Origin of the sequence: Burkholderia sp. WTPI3, assembly GCF_021483755.1 — a bacterium.
Lineage (GTDB): Bacteria > Pseudomonadota > Gammaproteobacteria > Burkholderiales > Burkholderiaceae > Burkholderia.
On the sequence record NZ_JAGIXF010000054.1, the window covers coordinates 24,271 to 50,516 of the forward strand.

The 26,246-nt window shown below is 66.1% G+C and carries 25 protein-coding genes; 12 read left to right on the forward strand and 13 right to left on the reverse strand.

What is annotated here, in order from left to right:
* Positions 1–180 precede the first annotated feature (180 nt).
* The 4 genes from J7024_RS25170 to J7024_RS25185 all read left to right on the forward strand — a co-directional run bounded on the left by J7024_RS25170 (position 181) and on the right by J7024_RS25185 (position 4,118).
* Positions 181–1,581 carry a cytochrome ubiquinol oxidase subunit I gene (locus J7024_RS25170; protein ID WP_124897754.1) on the forward strand — a complete coding sequence of 467 codons (1,401 nt, stop codon included), beginning with the start codon at positions 181–183 and terminating at the stop codon, positions 1,579–1,581.
* A gap of 3 nt (positions 1,582–1,584) precedes the next feature.
* Complete coding sequence (gene cydB / locus J7024_RS25175; RefSeq protein ID WP_124897755.1) at positions 1,585–2,592, forward strand: cytochrome d ubiquinol oxidase subunit II; 1,008 nt, start codon at positions 1,585–1,587, stop codon at positions 2,590–2,592.
* Positions 2,593–2,761: 169 nt separating this feature from the next.
* Entirely contained in the window at positions 2,762–3,682 is a 921-nt protein-coding gene (locus tag J7024_RS25180) for a bestrophin family protein (RefSeq protein WP_124897756.1), read from the forward strand.
* A gap of 49 nt (positions 3,683–3,731) precedes the next feature.
* A complete protein-coding gene (locus tag J7024_RS25185) occupies positions 3,732–4,118 on the forward strand; it encodes a VOC family protein (RefSeq protein WP_124897757.1) in 387 nt (128 codons plus the stop codon).
* Between the two features lie 33 nt (positions 4,119–4,151).
* Here the strand turns inward: J7024_RS25185 and J7024_RS25190 are convergent, their stop codons facing one another.
* The 6 genes from J7024_RS25190 to J7024_RS25215 all read right to left on the reverse strand — a co-directional run bounded on the left by J7024_RS25190 (position 4,152) and on the right by J7024_RS25215 (position 7,842).
* Positions 4,152–4,592, reverse strand: coding sequence for a nuclear transport factor 2 family protein (locus tag J7024_RS25190; protein ID WP_124897758.1), 441 nt, complete (start codon positions 4,590–4,592; stop codon positions 4,152–4,154).
* A gap of 169 nt (positions 4,593–4,761) precedes the next feature.
* A complete protein-coding gene (locus tag J7024_RS25195; protein WP_175752214.1) occupies positions 4,762–5,112 on the reverse strand; it encodes a DUF1493 family protein in 351 nt (116 codons plus the stop codon).
* 308 nt (positions 5,113–5,420) lie between these two features.
* The gene (trpS, locus tag J7024_RS25200; RefSeq protein ID WP_124897759.1) at positions 5,421–6,434 is read right to left on the reverse strand and encodes a tryptophan--tRNA ligase; all 1,014 of its coding nucleotides are present in this window, start codon (positions 6,432–6,434) and stop codon (positions 5,421–5,423) included.
* Positions 6,435–6,641: 207 nt separating this feature from the next.
* Positions 6,642–6,797 (reverse strand): hypothetical protein, encoded by a 156-nt coding sequence (locus J7024_RS25205; RefSeq protein ID WP_172441956.1) that lies wholly within the window; start codon positions 6,795–6,797, stop codon positions 6,642–6,644.
* Positions 6,798–7,136: 339 nt separating this feature from the next.
* Positions 7,137–7,523 (reverse strand): type II toxin-antitoxin system RelE/ParE family toxin, encoded by a 387-nt coding sequence (locus J7024_RS25210; protein ID WP_124897760.1) that lies wholly within the window; start codon positions 7,521–7,523, stop codon positions 7,137–7,139.
* A 16-nt stretch (positions 7,524–7,539) separates the two neighbouring features.
* Positions 7,540–7,842, reverse strand: a complete 303-nt coding sequence (locus J7024_RS25215) for a type II toxin-antitoxin system Phd/YefM family antitoxin (protein ID WP_124897761.1) — start codon at positions 7,840–7,842, stop codon at positions 7,540–7,542.
* Between the two features lie 286 nt (positions 7,843–8,128).
* Here J7024_RS25215 and J7024_RS25220 point away from each other — a divergent pair, with 286 nt between their 5' ends.
* The 4 genes from J7024_RS25220 (at position 8,129) to argE (ending at position 11,883) form a co-directional block, all read left to right on the forward strand.
* Entirely contained in the window at positions 8,129–9,475 is a 1,347-nt protein-coding gene (locus J7024_RS25220) for a flavin-containing monooxygenase (protein WP_124897762.1), read from the forward strand.
* Between the two features lie 128 nt (positions 9,476–9,603).
* On the forward strand, positions 9,604–10,041 hold the full coding sequence (locus J7024_RS25225; protein WP_124897763.1) for a RidA family protein: 438 nt from the start codon (positions 9,604–9,606) through the stop codon (positions 10,039–10,041).
* An 8-nt stretch (positions 10,042–10,049) separates the two neighbouring features.
* Positions 10,050–10,727, forward strand: a complete 678-nt coding sequence (locus J7024_RS25230; RefSeq protein WP_175762384.1) for a DUF1028 domain-containing protein — start codon at positions 10,050–10,052, stop codon at positions 10,725–10,727.
* Positions 10,720–11,883: an acetylornithine deacetylase gene (gene argE / locus J7024_RS25235; protein ID WP_175762382.1), complete on the forward strand. Its 1,164-nt coding sequence runs from the start codon at positions 10,720–10,722 to the stop codon at positions 11,881–11,883. The genes J7024_RS25230 and argE overlap by 8 nt, the downstream gene beginning before the upstream one ends.
* A 79-nt stretch (positions 11,884–11,962) precedes the next feature.
* Here argE and J7024_RS25240 read toward each other — a convergent pair whose 3' ends face one another.
* On the reverse strand, positions 11,963–12,886 hold the full coding sequence (locus J7024_RS25240) for a LysR substrate-binding domain-containing protein (protein ID WP_124897766.1): 924 nt from the start codon (positions 12,884–12,886) through the stop codon (positions 11,963–11,965).
* Between the two features lie 365 nt (positions 12,887–13,251).
* Between J7024_RS25240 and J7024_RS25245 the strand changes: the two genes are divergently transcribed.
* Entirely contained in the window at positions 13,252–14,673 is a 1,422-nt protein-coding gene (locus J7024_RS25245) for a purine-cytosine permease family protein (protein ID WP_124897767.1), read from the forward strand.
* Between the two features lie 118 nt (positions 14,674–14,791).
* On the opposite strand, the gene J7024_RS25250 is transcribed toward J7024_RS25245, so the two are convergent.
* The 3 genes from J7024_RS25250 to J7024_RS25260 form a co-directional block, all read right to left on the reverse strand.
* Positions 14,792–17,071 carry an FdhF/YdeP family oxidoreductase gene (locus tag J7024_RS25250; RefSeq protein WP_124897768.1) on the reverse strand — a complete coding sequence of 760 codons (2,280 nt, stop codon included), beginning with the start codon at positions 17,069–17,071 and terminating at the stop codon, positions 14,792–14,794.
* Positions 17,072–17,195: 124 nt separating this feature from the next.
* Complete coding sequence (locus J7024_RS25255; protein ID WP_124897769.1) at positions 17,196–20,027, reverse strand: ATP-dependent Clp protease ATP-binding subunit; 2,832 nt, start codon at positions 20,025–20,027, stop codon at positions 17,196–17,198.
* Between the two features lie 601 nt (positions 20,028–20,628).
* Complete coding sequence (locus tag J7024_RS25260) at positions 20,629–20,898, reverse strand: hypothetical protein (RefSeq protein WP_124897770.1); 270 nt, start codon at positions 20,896–20,898, stop codon at positions 20,629–20,631.
* Between the two features lie 118 nt (positions 20,899–21,016).
* Here J7024_RS25260 and J7024_RS25265 point away from each other — a divergent pair, with 118 nt between their 5' ends.
* Positions 21,017–22,030 (forward strand): RNA-guided endonuclease InsQ/TnpB family protein, encoded by a 1,014-nt coding sequence (locus J7024_RS25265; protein ID WP_124897771.1) that lies wholly within the window; start codon positions 21,017–21,019, stop codon positions 22,028–22,030.
* 117 nt (positions 22,031–22,147) lie between these two features.
* Here J7024_RS25265 and J7024_RS25270 read toward each other — a convergent pair whose 3' ends face one another.
* Together J7024_RS25270 and J7024_RS25275 are read right to left on the reverse strand one after the other, a co-directional pair.
* Complete coding sequence (locus tag J7024_RS25270) at positions 22,148–22,963, reverse strand: family 1 encapsulin nanocompartment shell protein (RefSeq protein WP_124897772.1); 816 nt, start codon at positions 22,961–22,963, stop codon at positions 22,148–22,150.
* Positions 22,956–24,035, reverse strand: a complete 1,080-nt coding sequence (locus J7024_RS25275; protein WP_175752220.1) for a Dyp-type peroxidase — start codon at positions 24,033–24,035, stop codon at positions 22,956–22,958. The genes J7024_RS25270 and J7024_RS25275 overlap by 8 nt, the downstream gene beginning before the upstream one ends.
* A gap of 484 nt (positions 24,036–24,519) precedes the next feature.
* Here J7024_RS25275 and J7024_RS25280 point away from each other — a divergent pair, with 484 nt between their 5' ends.
* Positions 24,520–24,963 (forward strand): phosphate-starvation-inducible protein PsiE, encoded by a 444-nt coding sequence (locus tag J7024_RS25280; RefSeq protein WP_124897774.1) that lies wholly within the window; start codon positions 24,520–24,522, stop codon positions 24,961–24,963.
* A gap of 134 nt (positions 24,964–25,097) precedes the next feature.
* Entirely contained in the window at positions 25,098–25,553 is a 456-nt protein-coding gene (locus J7024_RS25285) for a DUF1269 domain-containing protein (RefSeq protein ID WP_124897775.1), read from the forward strand.
* Between the two features lie 411 nt (positions 25,554–25,964).
* Here J7024_RS25285 and J7024_RS25290 read toward each other — a convergent pair.
* The coding region (locus tag J7024_RS25290; protein ID WP_234745569.1) for a hypothetical protein at positions 25,965–26,246 on the reverse strand (282 nt) is incomplete at its 5' end.

Consider the following 26,246-nt stretch of genomic DNA (forward strand, 5'->3'; position numbering starts at 1 on the left):
GCACCCCGGAAAAGCACAGTTTCAGCGCACGTTTGTGCGATTGCGAGTATCGTCGGAATCGCGATATCGTCATTCACGCTTCGTTGCCGTGCACTGTGCGATCCGTCCATGTTTGCACGTGCCGTCGCGCGATTTCCTGCTTCGAGCTGACGTCCTCACAACCACGAGCAAATTACGGTCATGGAAATCTTCGATGCGTTCCATCTCGCCCGGTTGCAATTCGCGTTCACGGTGTCGTTCCACATCGTGTTTCCCGCGATCAGCATCGGCATGGCGAGCTTCCTGGCGGTGCTGGAATGGCGTTATCTCGTCACCGGCGACGCCGCCTACAAATCCATGTTCCAGTTCTGGTCGAAGATCTTCGCGATCGGTTTCGGAATGGGCGTCGTCTCCGGCGTCGTGATGGCCTACGAGTTCGGCACGAACTGGGCGGGCTTCTCGCGCGTCGCGGGCAACATCACCGGGCCGCTGCTCACTTACGAAGTCCTGACGGCTTTCTTCCTGGAAGCCGGCTTTCTCGGCGTGATGCTGTTCGGCTGGCAGCGCGTGAGCCCGCGTGCGCACTTCTTCGCGACGCTGATGGTCGCGGTCGGCACGCTGATCTCGACGTTCTGGATCCTCGCGTCGAACAGCTTCATGCAGACGCCGCAAGGTTACAAGATCGAGAACGGCCTCGTCGTGCCGGTCGACTGGTTCAAGATCATCTTCAACCCGTCGTTCCCGTACCGCCTCGTGCACATGACGATCGCGGCGTTCATCGTCGCGGGCTTCATCGTCGCCGCATGCGGCGCCTGGCATTTGCTGAAGGGGCGCCGCGACGAGCCGGTGAAGCGCAGCTTCTCGATGGCGCTGTGGATGCTGCTGCTGCTCGCGCCGATCCAGATCGTCGTCGGCGATGCGCACGGCCTGAACACGCGCGAATACCAGCCGGCGAAGATCGCCGCGATCGAGGGGCTGTGGGAAACCGAGAAGGGCGGCACCGCGCTGAACCTCGTCGGCCTGCCCGACATGGAGGCCGAAACGACGCGCTATGCGATCCAGGTGCCGCACCTTGGCAGCCTGATCCTCACGCACAGCTGGGATGGCGAGATTCGCGGGCTGAAGGAATTCCCGCCGCAGGACCGCCCGTATTCGCCGATCGTGTTCTGGACGTTCCGCATCATGGCCGGCCTCGGGATGCTGATGCTGCTCACCGCGTTGCTCGGGTTGCTGCTCAGAAAGGGCGGACGTTTGTATGAAACGCGCTGGTTCCAGTGGTTCGTCGTGTGCATGGGGCCGTCGGGCATCGTCGCGCTGCTGGCCGGCTGGATCACGACCGAGGTCGGGCGGCAGCCGTGGACGGTGTACGGCGTGTTGCGTACCGTCGACTCGGTCGCGCCGCTCAGCGCGCAGCAGGTCGGCGTGTCGCTGCTGATCTTCGTGATCGTGTATTTCCTGGTGTTCGGAACGGGTATCTATTACATGCTGAAACTGATGAAGCGCGGGCCGGCCGCGCACGCCGGGTATATCGAAATGCACCGGCATCCGGGGCTGCGCAAGAGCGCGCTGTCCACGCCGCTGAACGTCACCGAAGCGGAGTAAGCCATGCAGATCGATCTTCCTGTCGTGTGGGCCGCGATCATCGGCCTCGGCGTGTTCATCTACGTGATGCTGGACGGCTTCGACCTCGGTATCGGCCTGCTGTTTCCGTTTTTCGATGCCAAGGTCGAACGCGAAGTCATGCTGAATACCGTCGCGCCGGTGTGGGACGGCAACGAGACCTTTCTCGTACTCGGCGGCGCGGGGCTGTACGGTGCGTTCCCGGTTGTCTATTCGACGCTGCTGCCCGCGAACTACTTGCCGCTGGTGCTGATGCTGGTCGGCCTGATCTTCCGCGGTGCGGCGTTCGAGCTGCGCGCGAAAGCCACTCGCACGCAGCACATGTGGGACCTCGCGTTCATCGGCGGCTCGGCGCTCGCCGCGTTCTGCCAGGGGATCGTGCTCGGTTCGCTGCTGCAGGGCATCAAGGTCGAGAACAACCAGTTCGCGGGCGGGCCGTTCGACTGGCTGTCGCCGTTCAGCCTGCTCTGCGGGATCGGCGTGCTCGTCACCTATGCGACGCTCGGCTGCGGCTGGCTGATCCTGAAGGTCGACGGCGAGCTGCAGCGCAAGATGCGGCTCCTGATGAAGCCGCTCACGGGCGTGCTGCTGGCCGTGATGGGCGTGGTCAGCCTGTGGACCGTGATCGGTCTGCCGGCCGTCGCGCATCGCTGGTTCGGCAGCGGCAATCTCGGCTGGTTCCTGCCGGTGCCGGTGCTCGTCGTCGCATGCGTGTGGGGCATTTTCCACACGGTGAAGCAGCGGCACGAAGCGACGCCGTTCCTGCTGACGCTCGCGATCGTGTTTCTCGGCTATACGGGGCTCGTGATCAGCATCTGGCCGAACATCGTGCCGCCGTCGCTGACGATCTGGGATGCATCGTCGAGCCATTCGAGCCAGCTGTTCGCGCTCGTCGGCACCGTGATCGTGCTGCCGGTCATTCTCGTGTACAACGCGATGCAGTACCGCGTGTTCCGCGGCAAGGTGCGCGAGGGCGACGCGGGCTATCACTGAGCGGTGCGCCCGATTGGGGCACGGCCTGTGCGGGCGTATCATCACGCGCAGTGCGGTGCATCCCGTCATCGGGCTGGTATCGACGCGACAGCGGCCCGCCAAGCGCGGGCCGTTTCGCATCGGGCGCGCCCTTTGCATTGCGTATTCCTTTGGCAGTCGAGAAAAGATCATGATCGTCAGACCACGACAAAACTGGCTCAGGATGCTGTTCGTGTGGAACGGCTCCGTGCTGCAATCGATCATTCCGCAACTCGCGTTCATGGCGGTCGTCAGCACGCTGGCGGTGTTCACGAACGGGCGCATCTTCGGCGAGAAGATTCCGCTCAATACCGCGCCGTTCACGCTGTTCGGCCTCGCGCTCGCGATCTTCCTCGCGTTTCGCAACAACGCGAGCTTCGAGCGGTTCAAGGAGGCGCGGCATCTGTGGGGCAACCTGCTGATCGCGGCGCGCACCGTCACGTCGCAACTGCAGCGCTACCTGCCCGACAGCGTCGCCGAAGCCGAACGCAACCGTCTCGCCGATCTGCTGATCGCGTTCACGTATGCGCTGAAGCATGAGCTTCGCCATACCGATGCGTCGGAAGACCTGCAGCGCATCCTCGGCGCCGAACGTGCCGCCGCGTTCGCGAACAAGCGCTACCAGCCGGTCGCGATTCTCGACGCGTTGCGCGGCGGCATCGTGCGCGCGCTCGGTCGCGCACCCGGCAGCGAAGCCACGTGCTGGATGTTCGATGCGCAACTCGTCGAGCTGGGCAAGTCGGTGGGCGGCTGCGAGCGGATTCTGACAACGCCGATTCCGTTCTCGTACAGCGTACTGCTGCACCGTACCGTGTATGCGTACTGCGTGCTGCTGCCGTTCGGTCTCGTCGATTCGACGGAGTTCTTCACGCCGCTGATCTGCGTGTTCATCTCGTACACGCTGATCGCGCTCGAAGCGATCGCGAACGAGGTCGCGGAGCCGTTCGGTCTCGCGCCGAATGCGTTGGCGCTCGATGCAATGACGCGCACGGTCGAGCGGTCGGTGCTGGAGCTCGGCGATCGCGCGATGCCTGAGGAGTTCGTACCGGCGTCGACGTATCAGATCACGTGAGCGGAACGGCAACGCGCGCGGCGGCGTGCATCATCCGGAAGAGGAACGAATGCGTATCTATGTCACGAGCATCTTCGTCGACGACCAGAACAAGGCGCTGGCGTTTTACACCGACACGCTCGGCTTCAGGCTGAAGAACAACGTGCCGGTGGGCGCGTTTCGCTGGCTGACGGTGGTGTCGAAGGATCAGCCGGACGGTGCCGAACTGCTGCTCGAGCCGAGCCATCATCGCGCGGCAGGGCCGTACCAGCAGGCGCTCTACGAGGACGGCATTCCGGCGGCATCGTTCCAGGTCGACGATCTCGACGCGGAGTTCGCGCGGCTCGACGCGCTCGGCGTGCGCTTCACGCTGGCGCCGATGGATGCGGGGCCGGTGCGCGTTGCGGTGCTCGACGATACGTGCGGGAACCTCGTGCAACTGATGCAGATGAAGTGACGCGGCGCGAACGCACGGCCGGCGATGCGTTTTTCAGTGCGCCGCGGCTGGCGGCGCGGTCTGCATCCAGCTGCGTTCCTGCATGCGGCTCTGGATTTGCCACCCGAATTCGCTCCTGACCAGCAGGTCGCGATACCACAGCCCGACGAAGCAGACGCGATCGTCGCCGGCTTCGTCGGCCGACACCATCATCACCTGGCCGGCCGTGCGCGCGGTGGCCGCGTTGCCGTCGACGATCAGCAGCGACGTCGAGATGGTGTGCTGCGTGTCGCGCAGCGACGAGGTCACCTGTTTCAGGTAGGCCGCGATGTCCGCGCGGCTGCCGACGGGGCCGCCGAATGCCGCGTAGTCGAGCATCGCGTTGCCGGCGAAGAGCCGCTCGAATTCGTGCCAGTCGCGCCGGTCGACGGCGTGACAGTAACGCGTCAGCAGATCGTGGATCTCGAGACGGTCGATCATTTCCTGTGGCGTCATGATGCGTGAGGGATCGTGGATGACGGGGACACGATAACGGGCGGGCGGGGCGGCGGCATCGGCGGGTTGGACTAAGGGCGCACGCGGATAGCGGGCGGTTGCGTATATCGACGAGGTCGGGGAAATACCCGGAAACGGGTGGCGGTCGGCGCGGGACGCCCGTGAACGGCTACTTCTCTATTGCCGCGGTGTCCCAGGTTCCGAGCAATATGGCCCGGTGCAGCATGCCGACGGTCAATGCATGTCGCTTGAACGTATGGGGTTTTCCGAGGAGATATTTTCTCAGGACGTGATACAGGAACCCTTCGCCTTCCATCAGGAAGTAGCGTCCGAAGTCGTAGTCGCCACGGGCCACGTCGAACCGCGCGAAAAAACGCTCCATGAAGATGTCGGCGTCGTCTCCGGTCTGCCCCAGGTCGTCCAATATCGACGTCTCGCCTGTCATCCGGCGGGTGTCCGGTACGGCTGCTTCCTGGCGAACGAACGTTTCCAGCGCGCTCCACATGTGGCTGTCGTCCATTACAGAATCGCCGTCGTTGTCGTTGTCGTTGGCGGGCCAAGCCAAGGGATTGCTCTTTGCCAGTCAATTTCACGAGAAGCCGACGGTGACGTTTGCGCCGGGAGACGAGTTGACCGGGAGCGGCGGGATTGCGGCCGCTTGCCGCGTGTTGGCGGGGCGAGCGGCATGGCGGTGCCAGCGAAATCGACCGTTGCCGTTGAAAGGGTGGTTGGCGTGAAATGTTTCCAACCATCAACGATCGCATCTCGCCCCGACGCCCGTTTCGGAGGCGCGCGTCGCGAGACGGCGACGCGCGTCACCCTCCCCGCTCAATCGAAATACGTGAGCCCCATCGCGCCCTTCACCTCAGCCAGCGTGGCCCCCGCCACCTCGCGCGCTTGCATCGTGCCGCGCTTCAGGATCGCCATCACCTCGGCCTTGTCCGCCTCGAATTCGCGGCGGCGCGTACGAATCGGTTCGATCAGCGCCTGCAGCCGCTCGTTGAGCACGCGCTTCACGACGCTGTCGCCGAGGCCGCCGCGGCGATAGTGCGCCTTCAGTTCGTCGACCATGTGCACGTCCGGCTCGAACGCGTCGAGGAACGTGAACACGACGTTGCCCTCGACCTGGCCCGGATCGCTCACGCGCAGGTGGTTCGGGTCGGTATACATGTCCTTCACGGCCTGAGCGATCTCGTCGGGCGTTGAGCCGAGCGTGATCGCGTTGCCGAGCGACTTGCTCATCTTCGCCTTGCCGTCGATGCCCGGCAGCCGCGTGACCGCCGACAGCACGGCCTCGCATTCGACCAGCACCGGCTTGTCCACGGTGGCGTTGAAGCGGCGCACGAGCTCGTTGGTCTGCTCGATCATCGGCAACTGGTCGTCGCCGACGGGTACGTGCGTCGCCTTGAACGCGGTGATGTCGGCCGCCTGGCTCACGGGGTAGGTCAGAAAACCCGCGGGGATGTCGCGCTCGAAGCCACGCAGGCGGATCTCTTCCTTGATGGTCGGATTGCGCTCGAGGCGCGCGACCGTCACGAGATTCAGCAGATATTGCGACAGCTCGGCGAGCTCGGGCACCTGCGACTGGACGACAATCGTCGAGATCGCCGGGTCGATGCCGACGGCCAGGTAATCGAGCGCGACTTCGATCACGTTCTCGGTGACGCGCTGGCGGCGGCCCATGTTGTCGGTGAGCGCCTGCGTGTCGGCGAGCAGCAGGAACTGCGTTGCTTCGTGCTGCATCTGCACGCGTGCGCGCAGCGAGCCGATGTAGTGGCCGAGATGCAGCGGGCCGGTCGTGCGGTCGCCGGTGAGGATGATCGGTCGGGTCGGGTGCGTCATGGTAAGGGTTGGCTCCGGGTTATCGAAGCCACCAGCCATGACGTGCGCGCAGAAACGACAATGCCGCCATGGCTGGCGGCATCACGTTCGGGACATGCAAAAGGAAACGGGCCGCCTGGGTCAGGCGCGCCACCAGCAATGCACGTTCGGCGAGGCGGGTTTGGTTTCCATCGCGAAAGTATAGCGCAGTGGAGACTGCGGTGTGCGTCAGCGTACGACGGATTCCAGCGCGAGGCGCGCGACTTCGGCGGACGGCCACAGCAGGTACAGCAGGCCGGCCATCAGCAGCAGCGCGCCGGCGCGTACCACGGGCGTGCTGTCCTTCTCGCGCAGGGTACGGATGTGCTGCTTCAGTTTCTTCATGCTTGCTGGCGCAACGTGCGCCACTCCAACGGTTGCTGCAACGGGCCGGATGGGCCGGCGCCGCGGTGTTGCGGGTTTTACGGGGCAGGGGGCCGTTCGGCGGGCCTTGTCGACCGGGACGACGGCCGGGGCGGTCGGGGGCGACAAAAAAGGGACGATCGAAGGTCCGTTGCCTGCGGTCCAGGCCAAGAGACGGGCATCCTAACAGGTCGGCGGGGCGGGCACAGTCAAGAATTGTTTGAGCGGCGTGGCTGCCGGGGACGGTGTCGCCTGAATCGCCGTGGTGCTGCGATCAGTGTGTCCGATCGACCGGCGGAGGGCTTTCCCGTATTGTTTGGCTCACGTCGGCCAGTGACTGGCCAGATCGAACGACAATTGCCGTTGATGGCGAATGGAGAGGAGATGCACCGTGTCCTCGATCAGCGCGTAGAGCAGCAAGTAGTGGGTCGTCACGTATTCGCGCAATTCGCTGCCCGCCCCGATGGCGTCGAGTTGCGTTGCCAGACGCGCAATTCCGTTGGCGGCTTCCACCGAGCGGGCAGGCCGGTCGAGGAACTCGCGACCCATGCCGGGAAAGCGTTCCAGATTGGGAATGACTGTATCCGTCAGTTCGTCGAGCAGTGCATCAAAGGCCTGCGGGGTGTCTGCCTCCAGCAGAAAGGCATCGATTTCTTCAAGGTTGTGCTCGAAGTTGGCGGTGAATTTGACGGTACGGCGCGTGGTCACGGGGCGATTCGATCCGTTAGCCGGCTGCTTTGGTGTTGCGGCGGCGCTTGATCGCCGAAAGGGCGCTGCGAGCGTCCTTTACTTTGCCGGCAGATACGTCGGCCAAACCTTGGCTGGCATCTTCGATCAGCAACAAGTGGATGCGTTCGCGTTCGAGCTGGTGATAGTAATCCAGCCGTTGGGCGTCGATGATGGCGACGTAGCTTTCGCCGTTTTTCGTGACGATTTTTTCCGCACCGGCCTTCACCTGATCGGCCAGTTCGGACAAATTGGCTCGGGCTTGGGAGAGCGGAATCACGTCACGGGCTGAGATGGCCATGGTTTTCTCCGTATGCTTCGATTATGTGCAGAATATTGTACAACATGCGGCAATTCACGCTATGCCTCGGCGCGGCTGTCGATCGTCGTGGAAAGCGCGCCGCGCCGCGCGCCAGAATGCCGGCGCCACTTGCCACGTGCGCCCGCCCCAGCTTTTTGCTCGTCAACAACCACAAAAAACATCATTTCGCCCAGGTCTGCCTGTCAGCAGAATGTCTCCATTCCCACTCGCACGATAACGGGCACCACCCGTGCCGCAGCGAGCCGCACTTCAGAAGGAGACAGCCGTGGCAGTGCAAACAACTTCAATCGATACGCTGGTCGTCGGCGCCGGGCAGGCCGGCGTGGCCATGAGCGAGCACCTGGGCAAGCTCGGCGTGCCCCATCTCGTGCTGGAGCGCGACCGCATCGCCGAACGCTGGCGTACCGGGCGCTGGGATTCGCTGGTCGCGAACGGCCCCGCGTGGCACGACCGCTTCCCGGGGCTCGAATTCGACGGGCTCGCCCCCGATGCGTTCGCATCGAAGGACCAGGTCGCCGACTACTTCGAAGCGTACGCGCGCAAGTTCAATGCACCGATCCGCACCGGCGTCGAAGTGAAGCAGGTCACGCGCAACGCAGGCAAGCCGGGCTTCGTCGTCGAGACGTCCGACGGCACGATCGAGGCGAACCGCGTGGTCGTCGCGACGGGGCCGTTCCAGCGCCCGGTCATTCCGCCGATCGCGCCAGACGACGCCAGCCTCGTGCAGATCCACTCCGCCGACTACCGCAACCCGGCGCAACTGCCTGACGGCGCGGTGCTGGTGGTCGGCGCGGGCTCGTCGGGCGTGCAGATCGCCGACGAACTGCAGCGGGCGGGCCGGCAGGTCTATCTGTCGGTCGGCCCGCACGACCGGCCGCCGCGTGCCTATCGCGGCCGCGATTTCTGCTGGTGGCTCGGCGTGCTCGGCGAATGGGACAAGGAAGTCGCGACGCCCGGCCGCGAGCACGTGACGATCGCCGTGAGCGGCGCGCGTGGCGGTCACACGGTCGATTTCCGCGCACTCGCGCATCAGGGCGTGACGCTCGTCGGGCTGACGAAGTCGTTCGACGGCGGCGTCGCGGTGTTCGAACGCGATCTCGCGGTCAATCTCGCGCGCGGCGACGAGAACTACCTGTCGCTGCTCGACGCGGCGGACGCCTATGTGGCCCGCAACGGCCTCGATCTGCCGGAAGAGCCGGAAGCACGCCGCATCCTGCCGAATCCGGACTGCGTGACGCAGCCGATCCTCGCGCTCGACCTGGCCGGTGCCGGCGTCACGTCGATCGTGTGGGCGACCGGTTATGCGGTCGACTACGACTGGCTGAAGGTCGACGCGTTCGCCGCGAACGGCAAGCCGCAGCATCAACGCGGCGTGTCGAAGGAGCCGGGCATCTATTTCCTCGGGCTGCCGTGGCTGTCGCGTCGCGGCTCCAGCTTCATCTGGGGCGTGTGGCACGACGCGAAGCACATCGCCGACCACATCGTCACGCAGCGCAAGTACCTCGACTATCACGACGCGTCGCAACGCCGTGTGCAAACGCGCGCGGGGCAGAACGACACGACGCGCGCGGCGCGGGCCGATGCCCGCCCGCTGGTCGACGCGGTCGGCTGATCCGCATGTACGCCGCTATCCGCGCCCGGTACGACGCCCGGGCGCGACGCCGCGCCACCCCCGAACCCCGCCACGCCGCGACCGCTTCCGGCCCGGCGGGCGAACACACCGACATTCGAAGGATCTCGATGAGCCAGCCTACCCACACGCGTATCCGCATGTTCAACACGAAGGATACCTACCCGAACCAGACGCTCGACAACGACCTGTGCCAGGCCGTGCGGGCTGGTAACACCGTCTACGTGCGCGGCCAGGTCGGCACCGATTTCGACGGCAACCTGATCGGCCTCGGCGACCCGCGCGCGCAGGCCGAGCAGGCGATGAAGAACGTGAAGCAGTTGCTCGACGAAGCCGGCAGCGACATCACGCACATCGTGAAGACGACGACCTATCTGATCGACCCGCGCTATCGCGAGCCGGTGTACCAGGAAGTCGGCAAGTGGCTGAAGGGCGTGTACCCGATTTCGACGGGGCTCGTCGTGTCGGCGCTCGGCCAGCCGCAGTGGCTGATGGAGATCGACGTGATCGCGGTGATCCCGGACAACTGGCAGTCGAACCGCGCATAGGGGGCGAGATGACTTTCTCCATCGTCGGGCGCTGCCCGGAAACCGGCCAGCTGGGGATCGCGATCAGCTCGTCGAGCATCGCGGTGGGCGCGCGCTGTCCGTGGGTGCGCGCCGGCGTCGGCGCGGTCGCGACGCAGAACGTCACGCTGCCGGCGCTCGGCCCGCAGATCCTCGATCTGGTCGAGCACGAACAGCTCGCGCCGGCCGCCGCGCTCGATCGCGCGCTCAGCGCGAACGGCTGGAGCCAGTATCGACAGGTCACGGTGATCGACGGGCAGGGACAGACAGCGTGCTTCACGGGCAAGGAAGCGCTCGGCACGCATCATGCGGTGCAGGGCGAGCAATGCGTGGCGGCGGGCAACCTGCTGGCCGCGCCGGCCGTGATCGACGCCATGGCGCGCGCATTCGAGCTGGCGCCCGGGTTGCTCGCCGATCGCCTGCTGGCCGCGATGCATGCCGCGATTGCGGCGGGCGGCGAGGCGGGGCCGGTGCATTCGGCCGCGCTGAAGGTGGCGGGCGACGTGACCTGGCCGATCGTCGATCTGCGCGTCGACTGGGCGGATGCCGACCCGATCGGGCAGCTCGATGCGCTGTGGCAGGCCTATCGCCCGCAGATGCAGGACTACCAGACGCGTGCGCTGAATCCGACGGCCGCGCCGAGCTACGGAGTGCCGGGCGATGCGTGATCCATCGAGCCGTGCGCTGCTCGAACGGCTGATCGGCTTCGCGACGGTCAGCCGCGATTCGAACCTCGCGATGATCGCGTTCATCCGCGACTATCTCGACCGCTTCGGCGTCGCGAGCGAGCTGTTCTACAACGCGGAACGCACGAAGGCGAGCCTGTACGCGACGATCGGGCCGCGCGATCGCGGCGGCATCGCGCTGTCGGGCCACACCGACGTGGTGCCGGTCGACGGCCAGGCGTGGACGGTCGAGCCGTTCCGGCTGACCGAGCGCGATGGCCGGCTGTACGGGCGCGGCACCGCCGACATGAAGGGCTTCATCGCGTCGGTGCTCGCGGCGGTGCCGGCGTTCGTCGCGCGGCCGTTGAGCCTGCCGGTGCATCTCGCGTTTTCGTACGACGAGGAAGTCGGATGTCTCGGTGTGCGGCCGATGCTCGACGCGCTGGCCGCGCGCGACCACCGGCCGCGCCTGTGCCTGATCGGCGAGCCGACGGCGTTGACGCCGGTGCTCGGTCATAAGGGCAAGCTGGCGATGCGCTGTCACGTAAAGGGCGCGGCGTGCCACTCCGCGTATGCGCCGCTCGGCGTCAACGCGATCGACTACGCGGCGAAGCTGATCGGCCGGCTCGGCGAGATCGGCGCGGCACTCGCGCGGCCCGAGCATCACGACAGCCGCTTCGATCCGCCGTTCTCGACCGTACAGACGGGGCTGATCAGGGGCGGTCGCGCGCTGAACATCGTGCCGGCCGAATGCGAGTTCGATTTCGAGGTGCGCGCGCTGCCGGCGTTCGATGCGCACGACGTGCCGAGAAAGCTGCAGGACTATGCGGAATCCGAACTGTTGCCGAAGATGCGCGCGGTGCAGGCCGATACCGACATTCGTCTGCAGCCGCTCGGCGCGTACCCGGGGCTCGCGACGCCGCCCGACAGCGAAGCCGCGCGGCTGCTCGCAATGTTGAGCGGTTCGGACGCGTTCGGCACCGTCGCGTTCGGCACCGAGGGCGGGCTGTTCGGGCAGGCCGGCATTCCGACGGTGGTGTGCGGGCCGGGTAGTATGGATCAGGGGCACAAGCCCGACGAGTTCGTCACGCTCGATCAACTGCACGGATGCGACGCGATGCTGGGGCGTCTCGTTACGTATCTCGCTTCAGCGGACTGACCGGGCTGCGTCGGGTTGCATCAAGCTGCAAGATCGCACGCTGCCGCTTCGCGGCGCGTGCGTTTTTTTGCGTCCGTCGTCAGCGCGCCGATGCGTCGATGAGCTGCGCAAGCCGCTCGCGGCTGAAATCGACGAACGACTGCGCCTGCTTCGTGAGTTGCCCGCGTTTCAGGCGCGCGGTGACGAGCCCCGACGGGCTCACCGTTTCGCTCAGACCGATCGTCACGACGCGCCGGCCGTCGTACGTGTATTCGGAATGCGGCCGCGTGACGAGCAGCGAGAAGCCGAACCCCTGGCCGACCATGCCGCGCACCATCTCGATCGACGGCGAGCCGAACACGATGTTCGGCGTCAATCCGAGTTCGTGAAACAGGCTGACGAAATACGTGCGGCTCGGCTGCACGTCGAGCAGGATCATCGGCTCGACGCTGAGATCGCGCAGCGACACGTGCGCTTGCCCGGCAAAGCGATGGTTCTCGGGCAGCAGCACGTACGGCTGCTGCGGCGGCATCAGCGGTTCGGTCTCGATCGTGCCGTCGAGGTCGTGGTCGTAGAGGAACGCGAGATCGAACGTGCCGGCGGTCAGCCCCTGCACGAGTTCCTGCTGGTCGCCGTCGCGCAGCCGGATGTTGACGCCGGGGTAGCGCTCGCGAAACCCTGCGATCAGTTGCGGCAGATAGAGCGGCGCGACCGTCTCGAAGCAGCCGATGTCGATCTGTCCGGTGATGACGTCGTTGTCGGCCAGCGCGTTCTGTTCGAATTCGTGCGCAATGCGCAGCAGCTCCTGCGCTTTCCGGTAGAAACGCGTGCCGCTCGGCGTCAGCGACACGCCCTGCGCGTGATGGCGGATGAACAGCTTCACGCCGAAGCTTTCCTCGAGGCCCTTGATCGCACTGGAAATCGACGGTTGTGCGATGAAGAGCTGACGTGACGCTTCGGCGACGCTGCCGGATTCGACCGTCGTCACGAAATATTTCAGTTGCCGCAAAGTGTAGTGAGCCACGAGCACCTCTGATACCGGCGCCGCCGCGTGACGCCGCGACGCGCATTCTGTCCATTTCCGTGCGTAGCACCTTACCCGAAGAAGCGTCGTGCCGGAATTTCCGCTACAGAGTTTTTTCGTATGTCCCGGAAATATTTTTAGTATTTTCCGGTCGCTTCATGCATGGCGCACCATCGTCTGCAACCTGGATCGCAACGACGCTGCACACGCGCAGGCGGAGTGTTCATTCGTCGCTGCAAGCATCGCGCCATGGGGCGCGATCGGCGCGTCGTTGCCCGCGTATCCGGACCCGCTTGCAGGCGCGCATCCCGTCGCGCCGGCTGACACGGAAAGCGCACATCGCGCGCCAGACAGGAGACATCGCCATGACCACCGCGGACCGCAACGCGTCCCCCATGATAGAGAAACACACGATCGGCTACGTGCCGCCGGCCGAGCGCCACGGCAAGGTGCGCGACTTGTTCACGCTCTGGTTCGGCGGCAACATCGCGCCGCTGCCGATCGTGACGGGTGCGCTCGGCGTGCAGATCTTTCACCTGAACCTGATGTGGGGAATCGTCGCGATCGTCGTCGGCCAGGCGGTCGGCGGCGTGCTGATGGCGCTGCATTCGGCGCAGGGCCCGCAGATGGGCATTCCGCAGATGATCCAGAGCCGTGCGCAGTTCGGCTCGTGGGGCGCGCTGCTGGTCACGGTGATCGCGGCGGTGATGTACGTCGGTTTCTTCGCATCGAACATCGTGCTGGCCGGCAAGTCGGTGCACGGCATCGCGTCGTCGGTGCCGGTGCCGGTCGGCATCGTGATCGGCGCGGTAGGCTCGGGGCTGATCGGGATCGTCGGCTACCGGTTCATCCACATCCTGAACCGGATCGGCACGTGGGTGCTCGGCATCGGCATTCTCGTCGGCTTCTGGATGATCCTGTCGCATGTGAGCACAGCCGATTTCCTCACGCGCGGCGGCTTCGACTTCGCGGGCTGGCTCGCGACGGTGTCGCTGTCGGCGTTGTGGCAGATCGCATTCGCGCCGTACGTGTCGGACTATTCGCGCTATCTGCCGGAAGACGTCGGCGTGGCGTCGACGTTCTGGGCGACCTATCTCGGCTGCACGATCGGCTCGACGCTCGCGTTCATCTTCGGCGCGGTCGCGGTGCTCGCGGTGCCGGCCGGCGCGGACACGATGGATGCGGTGAAGCAGGCGACGGGCCCGCTCGGGCCGCTGATGCTCGTGCTGTTCCTGCTGAGCGTGATCAGCCACAACGCGCTGAACCTGTACGGCGCGGTGCTCGCGGTGATTACATCGGTGCAGACGTTCGCGTACAAGTGGATTCCGACCGCGAAAGCGCGCGCGGTGGTGTCGGTGGTGATCTTCGTCGGATGCTGCTACGCGGCGATCGGTGCGTCGACGAACTTCGTAGGCAACCTCGTCGACCTGGTGCTCGCGCTGCTGGTCGTGCTGGTGCCGTGGACGGCGATCAACCTGATCGACTTCTACGTGATCCACAAGGGCAAGTACGACATCAAGTCGATCTTCATGGCGGACGGCGGCGTGTATGGCCGCTTCAATCCGCAGGCGCTGCTCGCGTATGCGATCGGGATTCTCGTGCAGATTCCGTTCATGAACACGCCGATGTACGCGGGCCCGATTCCCGCGCATCTCGGCGGCGCGGACTTGTCGTGGGTCGTCGGGCTCGTGCTGACGTCGCCGCTGTACTACTGGCTCGCGACGCGCGACAGCGCGTACCGGCGTCGTCAGACCGGCGCGCATCTGCCGCCGTCGGCGGCACGGTAAGCGGCGCGTTTCGCGACGCGATGCAAAATGGCCGCCGCATCGATGACGATGCGGCGGCCGTGGAGAGGGGCGGGGATGCGGCAGGCCGGCTCGCTTGCGCTACGAGCCGGCCCGCCGGTCAGACGGCCGCCGCGCGCGCGACGCGCACCGGCACCGACTTGTACGACGGCGTACCGCTTTCCTTGTCGATGTAGTCGAGCGGCACGAGCACGTTCGCTTCCGGGTAGTACGCGCCGACCGACCCCGGCGCGATGTCGTACTCGATCGCGGTGATTTTCTCGAGGCGCAGCGTGCGGCCCGATGCGGTGATGGTCTCGATGTCGACGAGGTCGCCGTGTTCGAGCCCGTACTTCGCGAGATCCGCGACGTTCATGAACAGCACGTCGCGTCGCCCGAACACGCCGCGATAGCGGTCGTCGAGCCCGTAGATCGTCGTGTTGTACTGGTCGTGGCTGCGCAGCGTGATGAGCCGCAGCACCTGCTCGCCGCCGAGCACGTCCGCGTCTTCCTTCACGCCCGTGTAGACCGAGAACATCGCCTTGCCGGTCGGCGTGGGCCACACGCGCTCGGTGGGCGGCAGCGGCAGCCGGAAGCCGCCGGGCGTGCGGATGCGCTCGTTGAACGCCTCGAAGCCGGGCACGGTGCGATCGATCAGGTCGCGGATGCGGTCGTAGTCGGCGATCAGGTCGAGCCACGCGACCTTGCTGGCCGGCAGCGTCGCATGGGCGATCCCCGCGACGATCGCGGGCTCGGAGCGCAGTTCGTCCGATGCAGGCTTCAGCTTGCCGGCGGATGCGTGCACCATCGACATCGAGTCCTCGACGGTGATCGACTGCCGGCCGCTCGCCTGCATGTCGAGCTCGGTGCGGCCGAGCACGGGCAGGATGTAGGTTTCCTTCGCGACCAGCAAGTGCGAGCGGTTCAGCTTCGTGCCGAGATGCACGCTCAGGTCGAGCTTCGCCATCGCCGGGAACGACTGGTCCGGATCGGGCAGCGCGACCGCGAAGTTGCCGCCGAGGCACAGCAGCGCCTTGGCCTGGCCGTCGATCATGGCCTGCATCGCCTGCACGGCGTCGTGCCCGTGATGCGCGGGCGGCTTGAAGCCGCACACCTCCTCGATCTTCTGCAGGAACGCGGCCGACGGTTTCTCGGTGATGCCGACCGTGCGGTTGCCCTGCACGTTCGAGTGGCCGCGCAGCGGGCACACGCCCGCGCCGGGCTTGCCGATGTTGCCGCGCATCAGCAGCAGGTCGGCGATCAGGCGCACGGTTGCGGTGCCCTTGTTGTGCTGCGTGACACCCATCCCGTACGTGACGATCGTCGCGTTCGACTTCGCATACGCGAGCGCGACCTGTTCGAGCTGCGCCTGGGCGAGGCCGCTCGCACGCTCGATGTCGTCCCACGACGTGGCCTGCAGGTCGGCGGAGAACGTATCGAAGCCTTCGGTGTGCTGCGCGATGAAGTCGCGGTCGAGTACGTCGCCGCGCTCGGCTTCGAGCTGCAGCAGCGCCTTCATGATGCCCTTGAGCGCGGCCGCGTCGCCGCCCGCATCGACCTGGTAGTACGTCGACGCGATCCGCGTCGAGCCGAACGACGCCATCTCGATCATGTCCTGCGGATCGGCGAAGCGTTCGAGCGCGCGCTCGCGCAGCGGGTTGAACACGATGATCGGCACGTTGCGGCGCGAACACTCGTGCAGCGTGCCCATCATCCGCGGATGATTGGTGCCGGGGTTGTGGCCGATCGAGATGATCAGCTCGCAGTGGTCGAAATCCTCCAGCGAAACGGTGCCCTTGCCGATCCCGATCGACTGCGGCAGGCCGACGCTGGTCGGCTCGTGGCACATGTTCGAGCAGTCGGGGAAGTTGTTGGTGCCGAGCTCGCGGGCGAACAGCTGATAGAGATACGCGGCTTCGTTCGACGCGCGGCCTGACGTATAGAACTCGACCTGGTCGGGCGGCAGCGCGCGCAGCACTTCGCCGATGCGCGCGAACGCGTCATCCCATGCGACCGCGCGGAATGTGTCGGTCGCGCGATCGTAGACGAGCGGATGCGTGAGCCGGCCCATGTTCTCCAGCTCATAGTCCGACATGCGCAGCAGCGACGCCACGGTGTTCGCCGCGAAGAACTCGGGCGTCACGCGCTTGGTCGTCGCCTCCCAGGTGACGGCCTTTGCACCGTTCTCGCAGAACTGGAACGTCGACTTGTGTTCCTTGTCGGGCCACGCGCAGCCGGGACAGTCGAAACCGTCCGGCTGGTTGGTCCGCATCAGCACGATCGGCGCCTCGATGGTTTCCATCTGCGTGCGCACGGCCTCGGCTGTCGCGCGAAGCGCGCCCCAACCGCCGGCGGGCCCATCGTACTTCCTGATGCCTGGCACTTCGCGTCGATTTGTCATGTGAGTCTCCTTGAGCCGGTTCCGCTGCCGGGTGGCTCGGGTTGCGCCGCATCGCGGCGTGGGGCGGCTCCGTCGGGTGGACGGAGCCGGTCATGCGTGCCTGGGTACCCGCACCTGCGCGGTGTCAGTGCGCGTCCTTCTTCGTGCCGGAAGCCTTCTTGCCGGACGGTTTCGCGGCGGCCGGAGGCGTTTCGGGTTTTGATTCGGCATCCTTTGCATCGCCAGACGCCTTCGTCGCCTTGCCGTTCGCCTTGTCCTTGCCGCCGGCGTCCTTCTTCGCGTCCTTCGCTTCGGGCGGCGCGAGCCTGTTGAACTTCACTTCGTCGCTGGCCTTGTCGTAATCGACTTCGACGCGATCGCCCGATTTCAGCTTGTCCGCGAGGATCTCTTTCGCGAGCTTCGTCTCGATGATCTGACGCACCTGACGCTTCAGTTCGCGCGCACCGAACTCGGGCTGATAGCCGGCTTCGGTCAGGTGTTCGACGAGCGAGTCGCCCATCACGAGCGTGATGTCCTGGGCGGCGGCGGTGCGCACCACGCGGTCGAGCTGGATCTGCACGATCGAGCGGATGTTCTCCTTCGACAGCGCATGGAATACGATCACCTCGTCGATCCGGTTCAGGAATTCGGGGCGGAAGTGGCCCTTGAGCACCTGCATCAGTTCGTCGCGGATCGCCTTGTCGGTCTTGCGCGCGGCTTCCGGCTGCGTGAGGTTGTCCATGATGATCGCGGCGCCGAGGTTGCTCGTCGCGATGATGATCGTGTTGCTGAAGTCGACCACGCGACCCTTGCCGTCGGTGAGACGCCCGTCGTCGAACACCTGCAGCAGCACGTTATAGACGTCCGGGTGCGCCTTCTCGATCTCGTCGAGCAGGATCACGCTGTACGGGCGGCGCCGCACGCGCTCGGTGAGCTGGCCGCCTTCGTCGTAGCCGACGTAGCCGGGCGGCGCGCCGATCAGCCGCGCGACCGCGTGCCGCTCCATGTACTCGGACATGTCGATGCGGATGATCGCCTGCTCGTCGCCGAACACGGTCTCGGCCAGCGCCTTCGCGAGCTCGGTCTTGCCGACGCCGGTCGGCCCGAGGAACAGGAACGTCGCGATCGGCCGGTGGGTCTGGCCGAGCCCCGCGCGCGACAGCCGCACCGCGTCGCTGACGGCGACCACCGCGTCGTTCTGGCCGACCACGCGCTCGCGCAGTTGCTCCTCCATCTTCAGCAGCTTCTGGCGCTCTTCCTGCGTGAGCTCGGACACCGGGATGCCCGTCAGCCGCGACACGACTTCGGCGACCGATTCGACGGTCACTTCGAGCGTTTCGGAGCCGGTCTTGCGCTGCCACGCTTCCATCTTCTCGTCGAGCGACTGCTGCTTCTCGTTGATCTGCTCCTCGAACTGCTTCGCCTGGTCGAAGCGCTTGCGCGAAGTCGCGTAGTCCTGCTCGCGCTTCAGTTGCGCGATCTGCGCTTCGCCTTCCTGGATGTCGACCGGGCGCGAGGTCGCGCCGATCCGCACGCGCGCGGCGGCCTGGTCGATCAGGTCGATCGCCTTGTCGGGCAGGAAGCGCGACGTGATGTAGCGATCGGCGAACTCGGCGGCCGCGACGAACGCGTCGTCGGCGAACGTCACCTGATGGTGCGCCTCGAGGCTGTCGCGCAGCCCGCGCAGGATCACGATCGTCTGCTCGACGCTCGGCTCCGGCACGAACACCGGTTGAAAGCGTCGTTCGAGCGCCGCGTCTTTCTCGATGTGCTTCTGGTATTCGTTGAGCGTGGTCGCGCCGATCAGGCTGAGTTCGCCGCGCGCGAGCGCGGGCTTCAACACGTTCGCGATGTCGAGGCCGCCTTCGCCGCCGCCCTGGCCCGCGCCGACGATCGTGTGCAGCTCGTCGATGAACAGGATCAGTTCGTCATGCTTCGCAGTCACTTCGTCGATCAGCTGCTTCGCACGCTCCTCGAATTCGCCGCGATACTTCGCGCCGGCCACCATCGAGTTGATGTTGACTTCGACGAGCCGCTTGCCGCGCAGCACCTCGGGCACGTCGCCGTTCACGATCCGCTGCGCCAGCCCCTCGACGATCGCCGTCTTGCCGACGCCCGGCTCGCCGATCAGCACCGGGTTGTTTTTCTTGCGGCGCGCGAGCACCTCGATCGTGCTCTCGATTTCCTGCGCGCGGCCGAGCACCGGATCGAGCTTGCCCTGGCGCGCGATCGCGGTGAGGTCGCGGCCGAACTTGTCGAGGTTCGGCGTGCCGGTCGGCGCATCGACGCGGCCGTCTTCCGCACCTTTGCCGACGACCTTCACGACCTTCTGGCGCAGCGCCTCCGGCGTCACGCCGTATTTCTTCAGCAGCGTGCCGGCGATGCTGTCCGGCACCGACGCGAGACCGATCAGCAGATGCTCGGGGCCGATGTACGAGTGGCCGAGATCGCGCGATGCCTGAAACGCGTACTGCACGGCCTTTTTCACGCGCGGCGAGATCGACAGCTTGTCGAGCGACGCGTCGGAGGATGCGGTGCCGGTGTGCGCGTGCTCGTCGATGTAGGCCTTGATGTCCTGCGGCGACAGCTTCAGTTCCTTCAACAGCGCGGCACACACGTCGGTGTCGGCGAGTGCGTACAGCAGGTGTTCGGTGTCGAGTTCTGTGCGGCGCAGCTCGTGGGCCTTTTCGGCCGCGTGCTGCAGCAGTTCGAGCGTCTGCTCGCTGAACGCGTCGGTCGGGTCGACCGATTCGCGCGGAACCTCGGCGGAGAGCGGCGATTCGTCGCCGGGCTCGCCGAACAGCGACGACCCGCCGCCGCCCAGCAGCGAGTCGAACGGGTTCAGCATGCTCTGATGCCGCATCAGCTGACGGAAGTGGTAGTCGCAGATCGAGATCGTCTTGCGCTCGCCGTCCTGCATCACGGTGGCGCGCGCGACGGCCGGCCGGGCGTGACAGATATCGCAAAGTGCGGGCATGGTGGTCTGGCTCCTGTCTATGAACATGGATCGAAGGGGAAGTCCCGATGCGGTACGACGCCGGGGCGTACCGGCGCGCCGCGACCGGTGGCGCACGCGCCGCGCCCGCCCGATCACGCAGCGCGCGCCGGTGCGGCGCACGGCCATGGCCGACGCCGGCGGCACCGGTGCTGCGCATAGCCCGCAACATCACTGCGACTGCGTTCAAAATAGCGAATCGGGCGGGGGCCTCCAAGACACAGTTCCGCGCCGGCCCGGCCGCGAATTGCACCCTCACATGCGTGCGGATGCGCGCGACAAGGAGCACAGCGGCGCGCGTATGCGGCTGCGGTGTGCGCAACGCGGAAAAATGCCGGCGCGCGACGCGCACGGAGCGCGGTGCGGCATCGGCGCGCAGGAGGCCGGCGGGCGGTGGGCGGGACGGGGTGTGAGGGATGAAACGCGGTGCGCACGCATCGGCGCGATGGTGCGGTGCGGCGGGATGCGAGGGCGCGTGACGCCGCGCCGCGCGCGCACCGCAACCGGTGCGTGGCGCGGAGAGGATGACGTGGCGGGCGGGTTGCACGGTATGGGCCGGAATGGCACAACCGTGGCGCCGGTGTCAGTCCGAGAGCGTCATCGCGAGCCGCTGGCGCGCGATCTGCTTCACGTCGGTTGACAGTGCCGCATTCTGCAGACCATTGGCCCAGACAGAGAACGAATCCTCGATCAGGTTGCGGGTGTCGGGCGGCAACTCGGCCAGCATCAGCGACACGACGGTGAACAGCACGGCGGTGTCGCCGGCCTGGCGGCTGGCGTTGGCGTCGACGGCCTGCTTCAGGCTGTCGATCGACGCTTGCAGCGCCTGTAGTGCGTCATTCGATTCGCTCATCAGCATTTGCTCCGAGAAATCCCGCCATTTCCCCCAAGGAGACGTCCGTCGGGGCGGATGGCGGAAGGAAAGGCCTGCTGTTGACAGGCAGCTTTTTCAACGGGTTAGGACCACCAGCATGCTCCTCTTTTACCGCTGCCGGGTGAAGTCGCTCAACGGACTGCTCAACAAGCAGAGCCGCGTGGAGAACACCGCCTGGAGCTGCTGCAACGACACGCATAAGCACGCGCTCAAATGGAACAAGAGGTGGCCGACCGGTTTCGACCTGAACGTGCTGACGACCGGCAGCAGCAAGGCGCTTGGCATTCACTCTGGCACGATCAACGCTACATGCGAGCAATACGCGAAGTCGCGCAGTCAGCACCGGCGGCGTTACCTGTGCTGTCGCGGCAGGAAACCGCTTGGCTTGGTGCCGCTGAAGGGCCTTGATCTGAAGCGAGAAGGGGGCGCATTCCGCTTCGCCGGCAACACCTTTCGCGTGTTCAACAGCCGGCCGCTTCCCGAAGGCGAGATCAAGGACGGAACCAACTTCGCGCAGGATGCGCGTGGCAACTGGTGTCTCAACATCGTGATCGAGATGCCCGATGTTCAGGCCCGGCCGATCCGTTTCGGGGTCGGCATCGATCTCGGTCTGAAAGACTTCGCCGTGCTCTCGACCGGCGAGAAACTGCCGAACGCGCAACGGGCGCGCAAGCACAAGCGGCATGTCGCGAAGTTGCATGCGAAGGTCGCAAATGCTCGCGCCGATTTCCAGCGCAAACTCGCGCTCGATCTGGTGCGGCGCTTCGACTACATCGCGGTCGGCAATGTGTCGGCCACGAAACTCGCCAGAACCAGGATGGCGAAGAGCGTCTGCGACGCATCCTGGTCGTCCTTCCGAAACAAGCTCCGTTACAGGGCACTGGCGCACGGGGCCACGCTCGAGGAAGTCGACGAAAGCGGTTCTACCCAGTCCTGTTCGGCGTGCGGGTCGAAAGACGGCACGACGCGGCCGAAAGGTATCGCGGGACTGCGAACAAGAGAGTGGACCTGCAGTGACTGTGGTGTCGTGCATGATCGAGATACCAACGCTGCGCAGAACATTCTCCGATTCGGACGTGCATCGCCAGGTGCGGGAATCCCCCGTCTTTAGGCGAGGGAGGACGTCAAGTCATGCTCCATGCAGGATGGTTCGGTCGGCGACGAACGTGCGGCCGGCAACGCGGCCGGTGCGCGCGACGCCGGCCAGGCATCGCGCGCGAGCGGGACGTCAGGCCGCCGCGTTGCCCTGCGGCGCCACGGCCACCGATGCCTCGCTTGTCAGCATCAGGAACGTGTACGTTTCGCGCAGGTACAGGCGGACGACCTTGTCGGTGTGGCTCGTGTAGCCGATCGACACGTCTTCGCCGAGGTGCAGCTCGTAATCGCCGCCGCGGGTGGACAGCACGCAGCCGCCGCTGATCGCCGGCGCCCAGATGATCTCGCCGCTGACGATCCGCTTGATGTGGCCGAGGACCGGATAGCCCTGGTCGCGCGCCTCGCTGAGCGCCGTGTACGCGTCCGAGCCGAGCACCACCGAATACGGGCCGTCGACGCCGGCGAGCCGCAGCGCTTCGAGCGCGTCGCTGATCGCGTCCGGATACGCGCTGACGTCGGCCGGTAGCGTGAGCTTGCGGTTCGACGTGCCTTCGCGGATGCCGACGATGCCCGCAGCCCGGTAGCCGTCGAATATCGCGCCGTCTTCCGCGAAGGCCAGCCGCTGCGCGGCGTCCTTCGCCGGCTGCCAGTCGGCGTCGCGCGCGCCGCGCTCGACGCTGTCGATCGCATCGCGGCTCAGTTCGAACGGCACCGTGAGTTCGACGATCGTGCGGACTTCGCGCAGCCTCGCGCCGACCTGCTCGCGCGGGGCGGCCACGTCGAGCAGGTGCCCGGTGCCGACGGCCGACAGTTCGGGGCCCGCCGGGCCTTCGACGTCGACCACACGGCGCCCCGCCACCGAGCGCTTGAAGGTGCGTGCCACTTCTTCCTCGATCTGTTCCCAGGCGGACGACGAGATCGGCGCGAGTTCGCGGTGCAGGTTATTCATAGGCTTTGGCTCCTTTCAGCGATCCGATGTTCAGCGAGCCGTCACGGCGCGACTCGGGTGATGAGGGTTCCGGCCGGGCGGTCGGGGCAGCATCGGCATCGGCTGGCGCCGGGCGATCGGCGAGCGCTTCCAGCAGGTCGGCCGACGGCACGAAGAACAGCGAGCCGGTGACCGCGCGGCTGTAGTCGAGCAGCCGGTCGTAGTTGCCCGGAGGGCGGCCGACGAACATGTTCTCGAGCATCTGTTCGATCGGCGCCGGCGAACGCGCGTAGCCGATGAAATAGGTGCCGAATTCGCCGGAACCGGGCCGCCCGAACGGCATGTTGTCGCGCAGTATCTTCACTTCCTGGCCGTTTTCGTCGAGCGTGGTCAGCGAGCTGTGCGAGCACGACGGCTTCACGTCCGGCGCGAGTTCGATGTCGGACAGCTTGGTGCGACCGATGATGCGCTCCTGCGTTTCGACCGCGAGCGCGTTCCAGCCGGCCATGTCGTGCAGGTACTTCTGCACGATCACGTAGCTGCCGCCCGCGAATCCGGCATCCTCGTCGCCGATCACCGTGAAGTCGACCGCTTCGCGGCCTTCCGGGTTCTCGGTGCCGTCGACGAAGCCGATCATCGCGCGCTGGTCGAAATTGCGGAAGCCGTGCACTTCGTCGACGACCGTGACCGCGTCGCCGAGTGCGCCGAGCAGTTGCGTCGCGAGTTCGAAGCACAGGTCCATCGCTTCGGCGCGGATGTGCAACAGAATGTCGCCGGGTGTCGCGACCGCGACGCGCTGGCCGGCGCCGAATTCGCGGAACGGATGCAGCGACGCTGGGCGCGGGGCGCCGAACAGCGCATCCCATGCGTCGGCGCCGAAGCCGCAGACGCACGACAGGTTGCCGTCCGGCACGCGCTTGCCGACCGAGCGCACCAGCGCGGCGATGTCGCCGCACCATCCTCGGATCGTGTCGGCGCGGTCGGCGCCCGGGTTGACGGTGGCGACAAGGAAGATCGCGCTGCGCGTGATCGTGCTGTGGACAGCCTGGGAAAGCGGGGGACGGGTTTGCATCGCGGCCTGCCGGTCAGTCATGTCGGGACGAACGGCCCGCGGATGCCGCGGCGCGCGAGGGCGAACGGTAGGACTGTGTCATGCGACTGTTCTCTTTGTGACATGCGGATGAAGGACGTTGCGCGGGCATCGCGCAACGGGCCGCAGCGGCGGCGGCGGCCTGTCGCCCGGGCGCGAAAAGGGGCGGCAGGCAGGGTGGCCGCGCGTTCGCCCGGCGCGTGGCTGTTCCGCACCGCGTAACGTCGTCGAGCATGCAATCTAGCAGCTTCGGCGGGTCTTTGGAACACGTATCGTCAATCTGTCATTCGAATGGGTCAAACGATGAACGGTTTGTGCGGGCTTCGCCCAGCTGTGCTCCTGACGCGCGCGACGCTGTGCTCTTGAGACCGTGTGACGTGCGCGGTAGATTGGGTTCGCTCGCGATTCGCGACGATGCGCGCGCCGGTGAAGCCGGCCGCGGCGCTGCTTTCCGGTCCCCATCATTCCATCGCCCGACACGTCGAACATGTCTACCGCTTCCTGGCCGCCGGCCGAACACCTGCGCCGTCGCTTCGGTCATTTCCTTCATGCCGCCGAGCTGGGCGGGCTGATCGTGATCGGACTCGCGACGGTGTTCGCGATGGCGCAGGAGGCGTGGAGGGTGGTACTGGCCGGCGAGGTGTCGCTGACCGATCTCCTGCTGATGTTCCTGTATCTCGAAGTACTCGCGATGGACGTGCGCTATCTGCGGCTCGGCCGCTTGCCGGTGCGTTTTCCGCTGTTCATCGCGATGACGTCGCTCGCGCGGGATCTGATCTTGCGCGGCGCGACCGACAGCCCCGAGCGGATGCTGATGACCACCTTCGGGATCGTGCTGCTCGCGGTGGGCGTGCTGATCCTCAGTTTCGGGCAGCACCGGTTCCCGATCGAGGCCGACGACGCCGGCGACGATGCGCATGCGCGCAGGTAGGCGGGCGGAGCCCGACTGCGGGGCGGGGAATCGAATGCCTGAATGCCGGGCGCGCCATGCATGCGGCCCGAATCGTCCGAGGACGGCCGTCGATCGGCGGCGGTCGCCCGGATCGTCAATGCAGGAGGTATCGAATGGCCAGGCAACTGATCGTCGCCGTGTTCGGCAATGCCGACACGGCCCGTCGCGCGGCGAACGACTTCGACGCGCTGTCGGAGAAGCACGAAGGGTTTCATATCTATAACGGCATCGCCGTCGAAAAGGACGCGGCCGGCAAGCTCGCCGTGCTCAACGCCGAAGCGCCGCCGTTCAAGGGCGGGCTGATCGGCGCGATGGCGGGCGGCCTGCTCGGGATGCTCGCCGGGCCGCTCGGTGTCGCGACCGGCATGGCGGCCGGCGCGGGGCTCGGCACCGTCGCCGATGCGGCTGGCCACGCGCTGCTCGACGGCCGGTTCGTCGAATCGGTTGCGACGCAGCTCGTGCCCGGCAGCGCCGCGGTCATTCTCGAGGCGCGGGAGGTCACGCCGTTCTCGGTCGACAACGTCGTGACGGGGTTCGGCGGCAAGGTCGTTCGTCACGCGCTCGGGTAGGCGGGGCGCGTTCGCGCCGTGCGCGAATGTGCCGTGCAATGCGCCGGCATCGCGGCGACGCTATCGCCGTGCTTCCTGCGATCGTGCTAGCGTTGCCGGGTCGGGCGCGGCCGATCGATCTTTGCGCCGATGACATCGCCGACGCGCGCGCATTCGCACACTTCGAATGCACGTGCGCGTCGCGCTGCCGCTGCCCGACACGACGATCGGGAATGCCGCGCATTGATCCGAGCGTGACGCGACACGCACGGATCGATGTCGCGTGATGACATGGCACGACGTTGCGACGTCGCGACATGTTCCCGCAGCAACATGCACGCCGCAGAAACGGATGGCACGAGAACGCCGCGTGCCGCCGTCTTTCCATCTGTTCACCACGTCCGCGCGATTTGGCGTTTCACCGCCAAACTGTCACTTACATTCGCCGAATTGACGCAGTAGGATGCCGATCCCTGTCATGATGGGTTTCGCATTGATATCCGCCTTCACTTTCGGTAATGGACGACGCTCGAACCGGAACGCCCGCGATCGCGCACGGCTATCCGGCTTCCCGCATCGACGCGGCATGCTCGCCGATGCGTCACGGGCCGGTTCACCGCAGGCGGGGCGAGGCGGATGAAGCTCTACGAAAAGTTCGCGAACGACATAGAGAGACTCATCCGGCAACGCGTGTATCGACACGGCGATCGCGTG

Bases quoted from the DNA above. Each gene is read 5' to 3' on its own strand.
- J7024_RS25170 (WP_124897754.1), top strand. From the start codon at position 181: ATGGAAATCTTCGATGCGTTCCATCTCGCCCGGTTGCAATTCGCGTTC.
- cydB (WP_124897755.1), top strand. From the start codon at position 1,585: ATGCAGATCGATCTTCCTGTCGTGTGGGCCGCGATCATCGGCCTCGGC.
- J7024_RS25180 (WP_124897756.1), top strand. From the start codon at position 2,762: ATGATCGTCAGACCACGACAAAACTGGCTCAGGATGCTGTTCGTGTGG.
- J7024_RS25185 (WP_124897757.1), top strand. From the start codon at position 3,732: ATGCGTATCTATGTCACGAGCATCTTCGTCGACGACCAGAACAAGGCG.
- J7024_RS25190 (WP_124897758.1), bottom strand. From the start codon at position 4,592: ATGACGCCACAGGAAATGATCGACCGTCTCGAGATCCACGATCTGCTG.
- J7024_RS25195 (WP_175752214.1), bottom strand. From the start codon at position 5,112: ATGGACGACAGCCACATGTGGAGCGCGCTGGAAACGTTCGTTCGCCAG.
- trpS (WP_124897759.1), bottom strand. From the start codon at position 6,434: ATGACGCACCCGACCCGACCGATCATCCTCACCGGCGACCGCACGACC.
- J7024_RS25205 (WP_172441956.1), bottom strand. From the start codon at position 6,797: ATGAAGAAACTGAAGCAGCACATCCGTACCCTGCGCGAGAAGGACAGC.
- J7024_RS25215 (WP_124897761.1), bottom strand. From the start codon at position 7,842: ATGGCCATCTCAGCCCGTGACGTGATTCCGCTCTCCCAAGCCCGAGCC.
- J7024_RS25225 (WP_124897763.1), top strand. From the start codon at position 9,604: ATGAGCCAGCCTACCCACACGCGTATCCGCATGTTCAACACGAAGGAT.
- J7024_RS25230 (WP_175762384.1), top strand. From the start codon at position 10,050: ATGACTTTCTCCATCGTCGGGCGCTGCCCGGAAACCGGCCAGCTGGGG.
- argE (WP_175762382.1), top strand. From the start codon at position 10,720: ATGCGTGATCCATCGAGCCGTGCGCTGCTCGAACGGCTGATCGGCTTC.
- J7024_RS25245 (WP_124897767.1), top strand. From the start codon at position 13,252: ATGACCACCGCGGACCGCAACGCGTCCCCCATGATAGAGAAACACACG.
- J7024_RS25250 (WP_124897768.1), bottom strand. From the start codon at position 17,071: ATGACAAATCGACGCGAAGTGCCAGGCATCAGGAAGTACGATGGGCCC.
- J7024_RS25255 (WP_124897769.1), bottom strand. From the start codon at position 20,027: ATGCCCGCACTTTGCGATATCTGTCACGCCCGGCCGGCCGTCGCGCGC.
- J7024_RS25260 (WP_124897770.1), bottom strand. From the start codon at position 20,898: ATGAGCGAATCGAATGACGCACTACAGGCGCTGCAAGCGTCGATCGAC.
- J7024_RS25265 (WP_124897771.1), top strand. From the start codon at position 21,017: ATGCTCCTCTTTTACCGCTGCCGGGTGAAGTCGCTCAACGGACTGCTC.
- J7024_RS25270 (WP_124897772.1), bottom strand. From the start codon at position 22,963: ATGAATAACCTGCACCGCGAACTCGCGCCGATCTCGTCGTCCGCCTGG.
- J7024_RS25275 (WP_175752220.1), bottom strand. From the start codon at position 24,035: ATGACTGACCGGCAGGCCGCGATGCAAACCCGTCCCCCGCTTTCCCAG.
- J7024_RS25280 (WP_124897774.1), top strand. From the start codon at position 24,520: ATGTCTACCGCTTCCTGGCCGCCGGCCGAACACCTGCGCCGTCGCTTC.
- J7024_RS25285 (WP_124897775.1), top strand. From the start codon at position 25,098: ATGGCCAGGCAACTGATCGTCGCCGTGTTCGGCAATGCCGACACGGCC.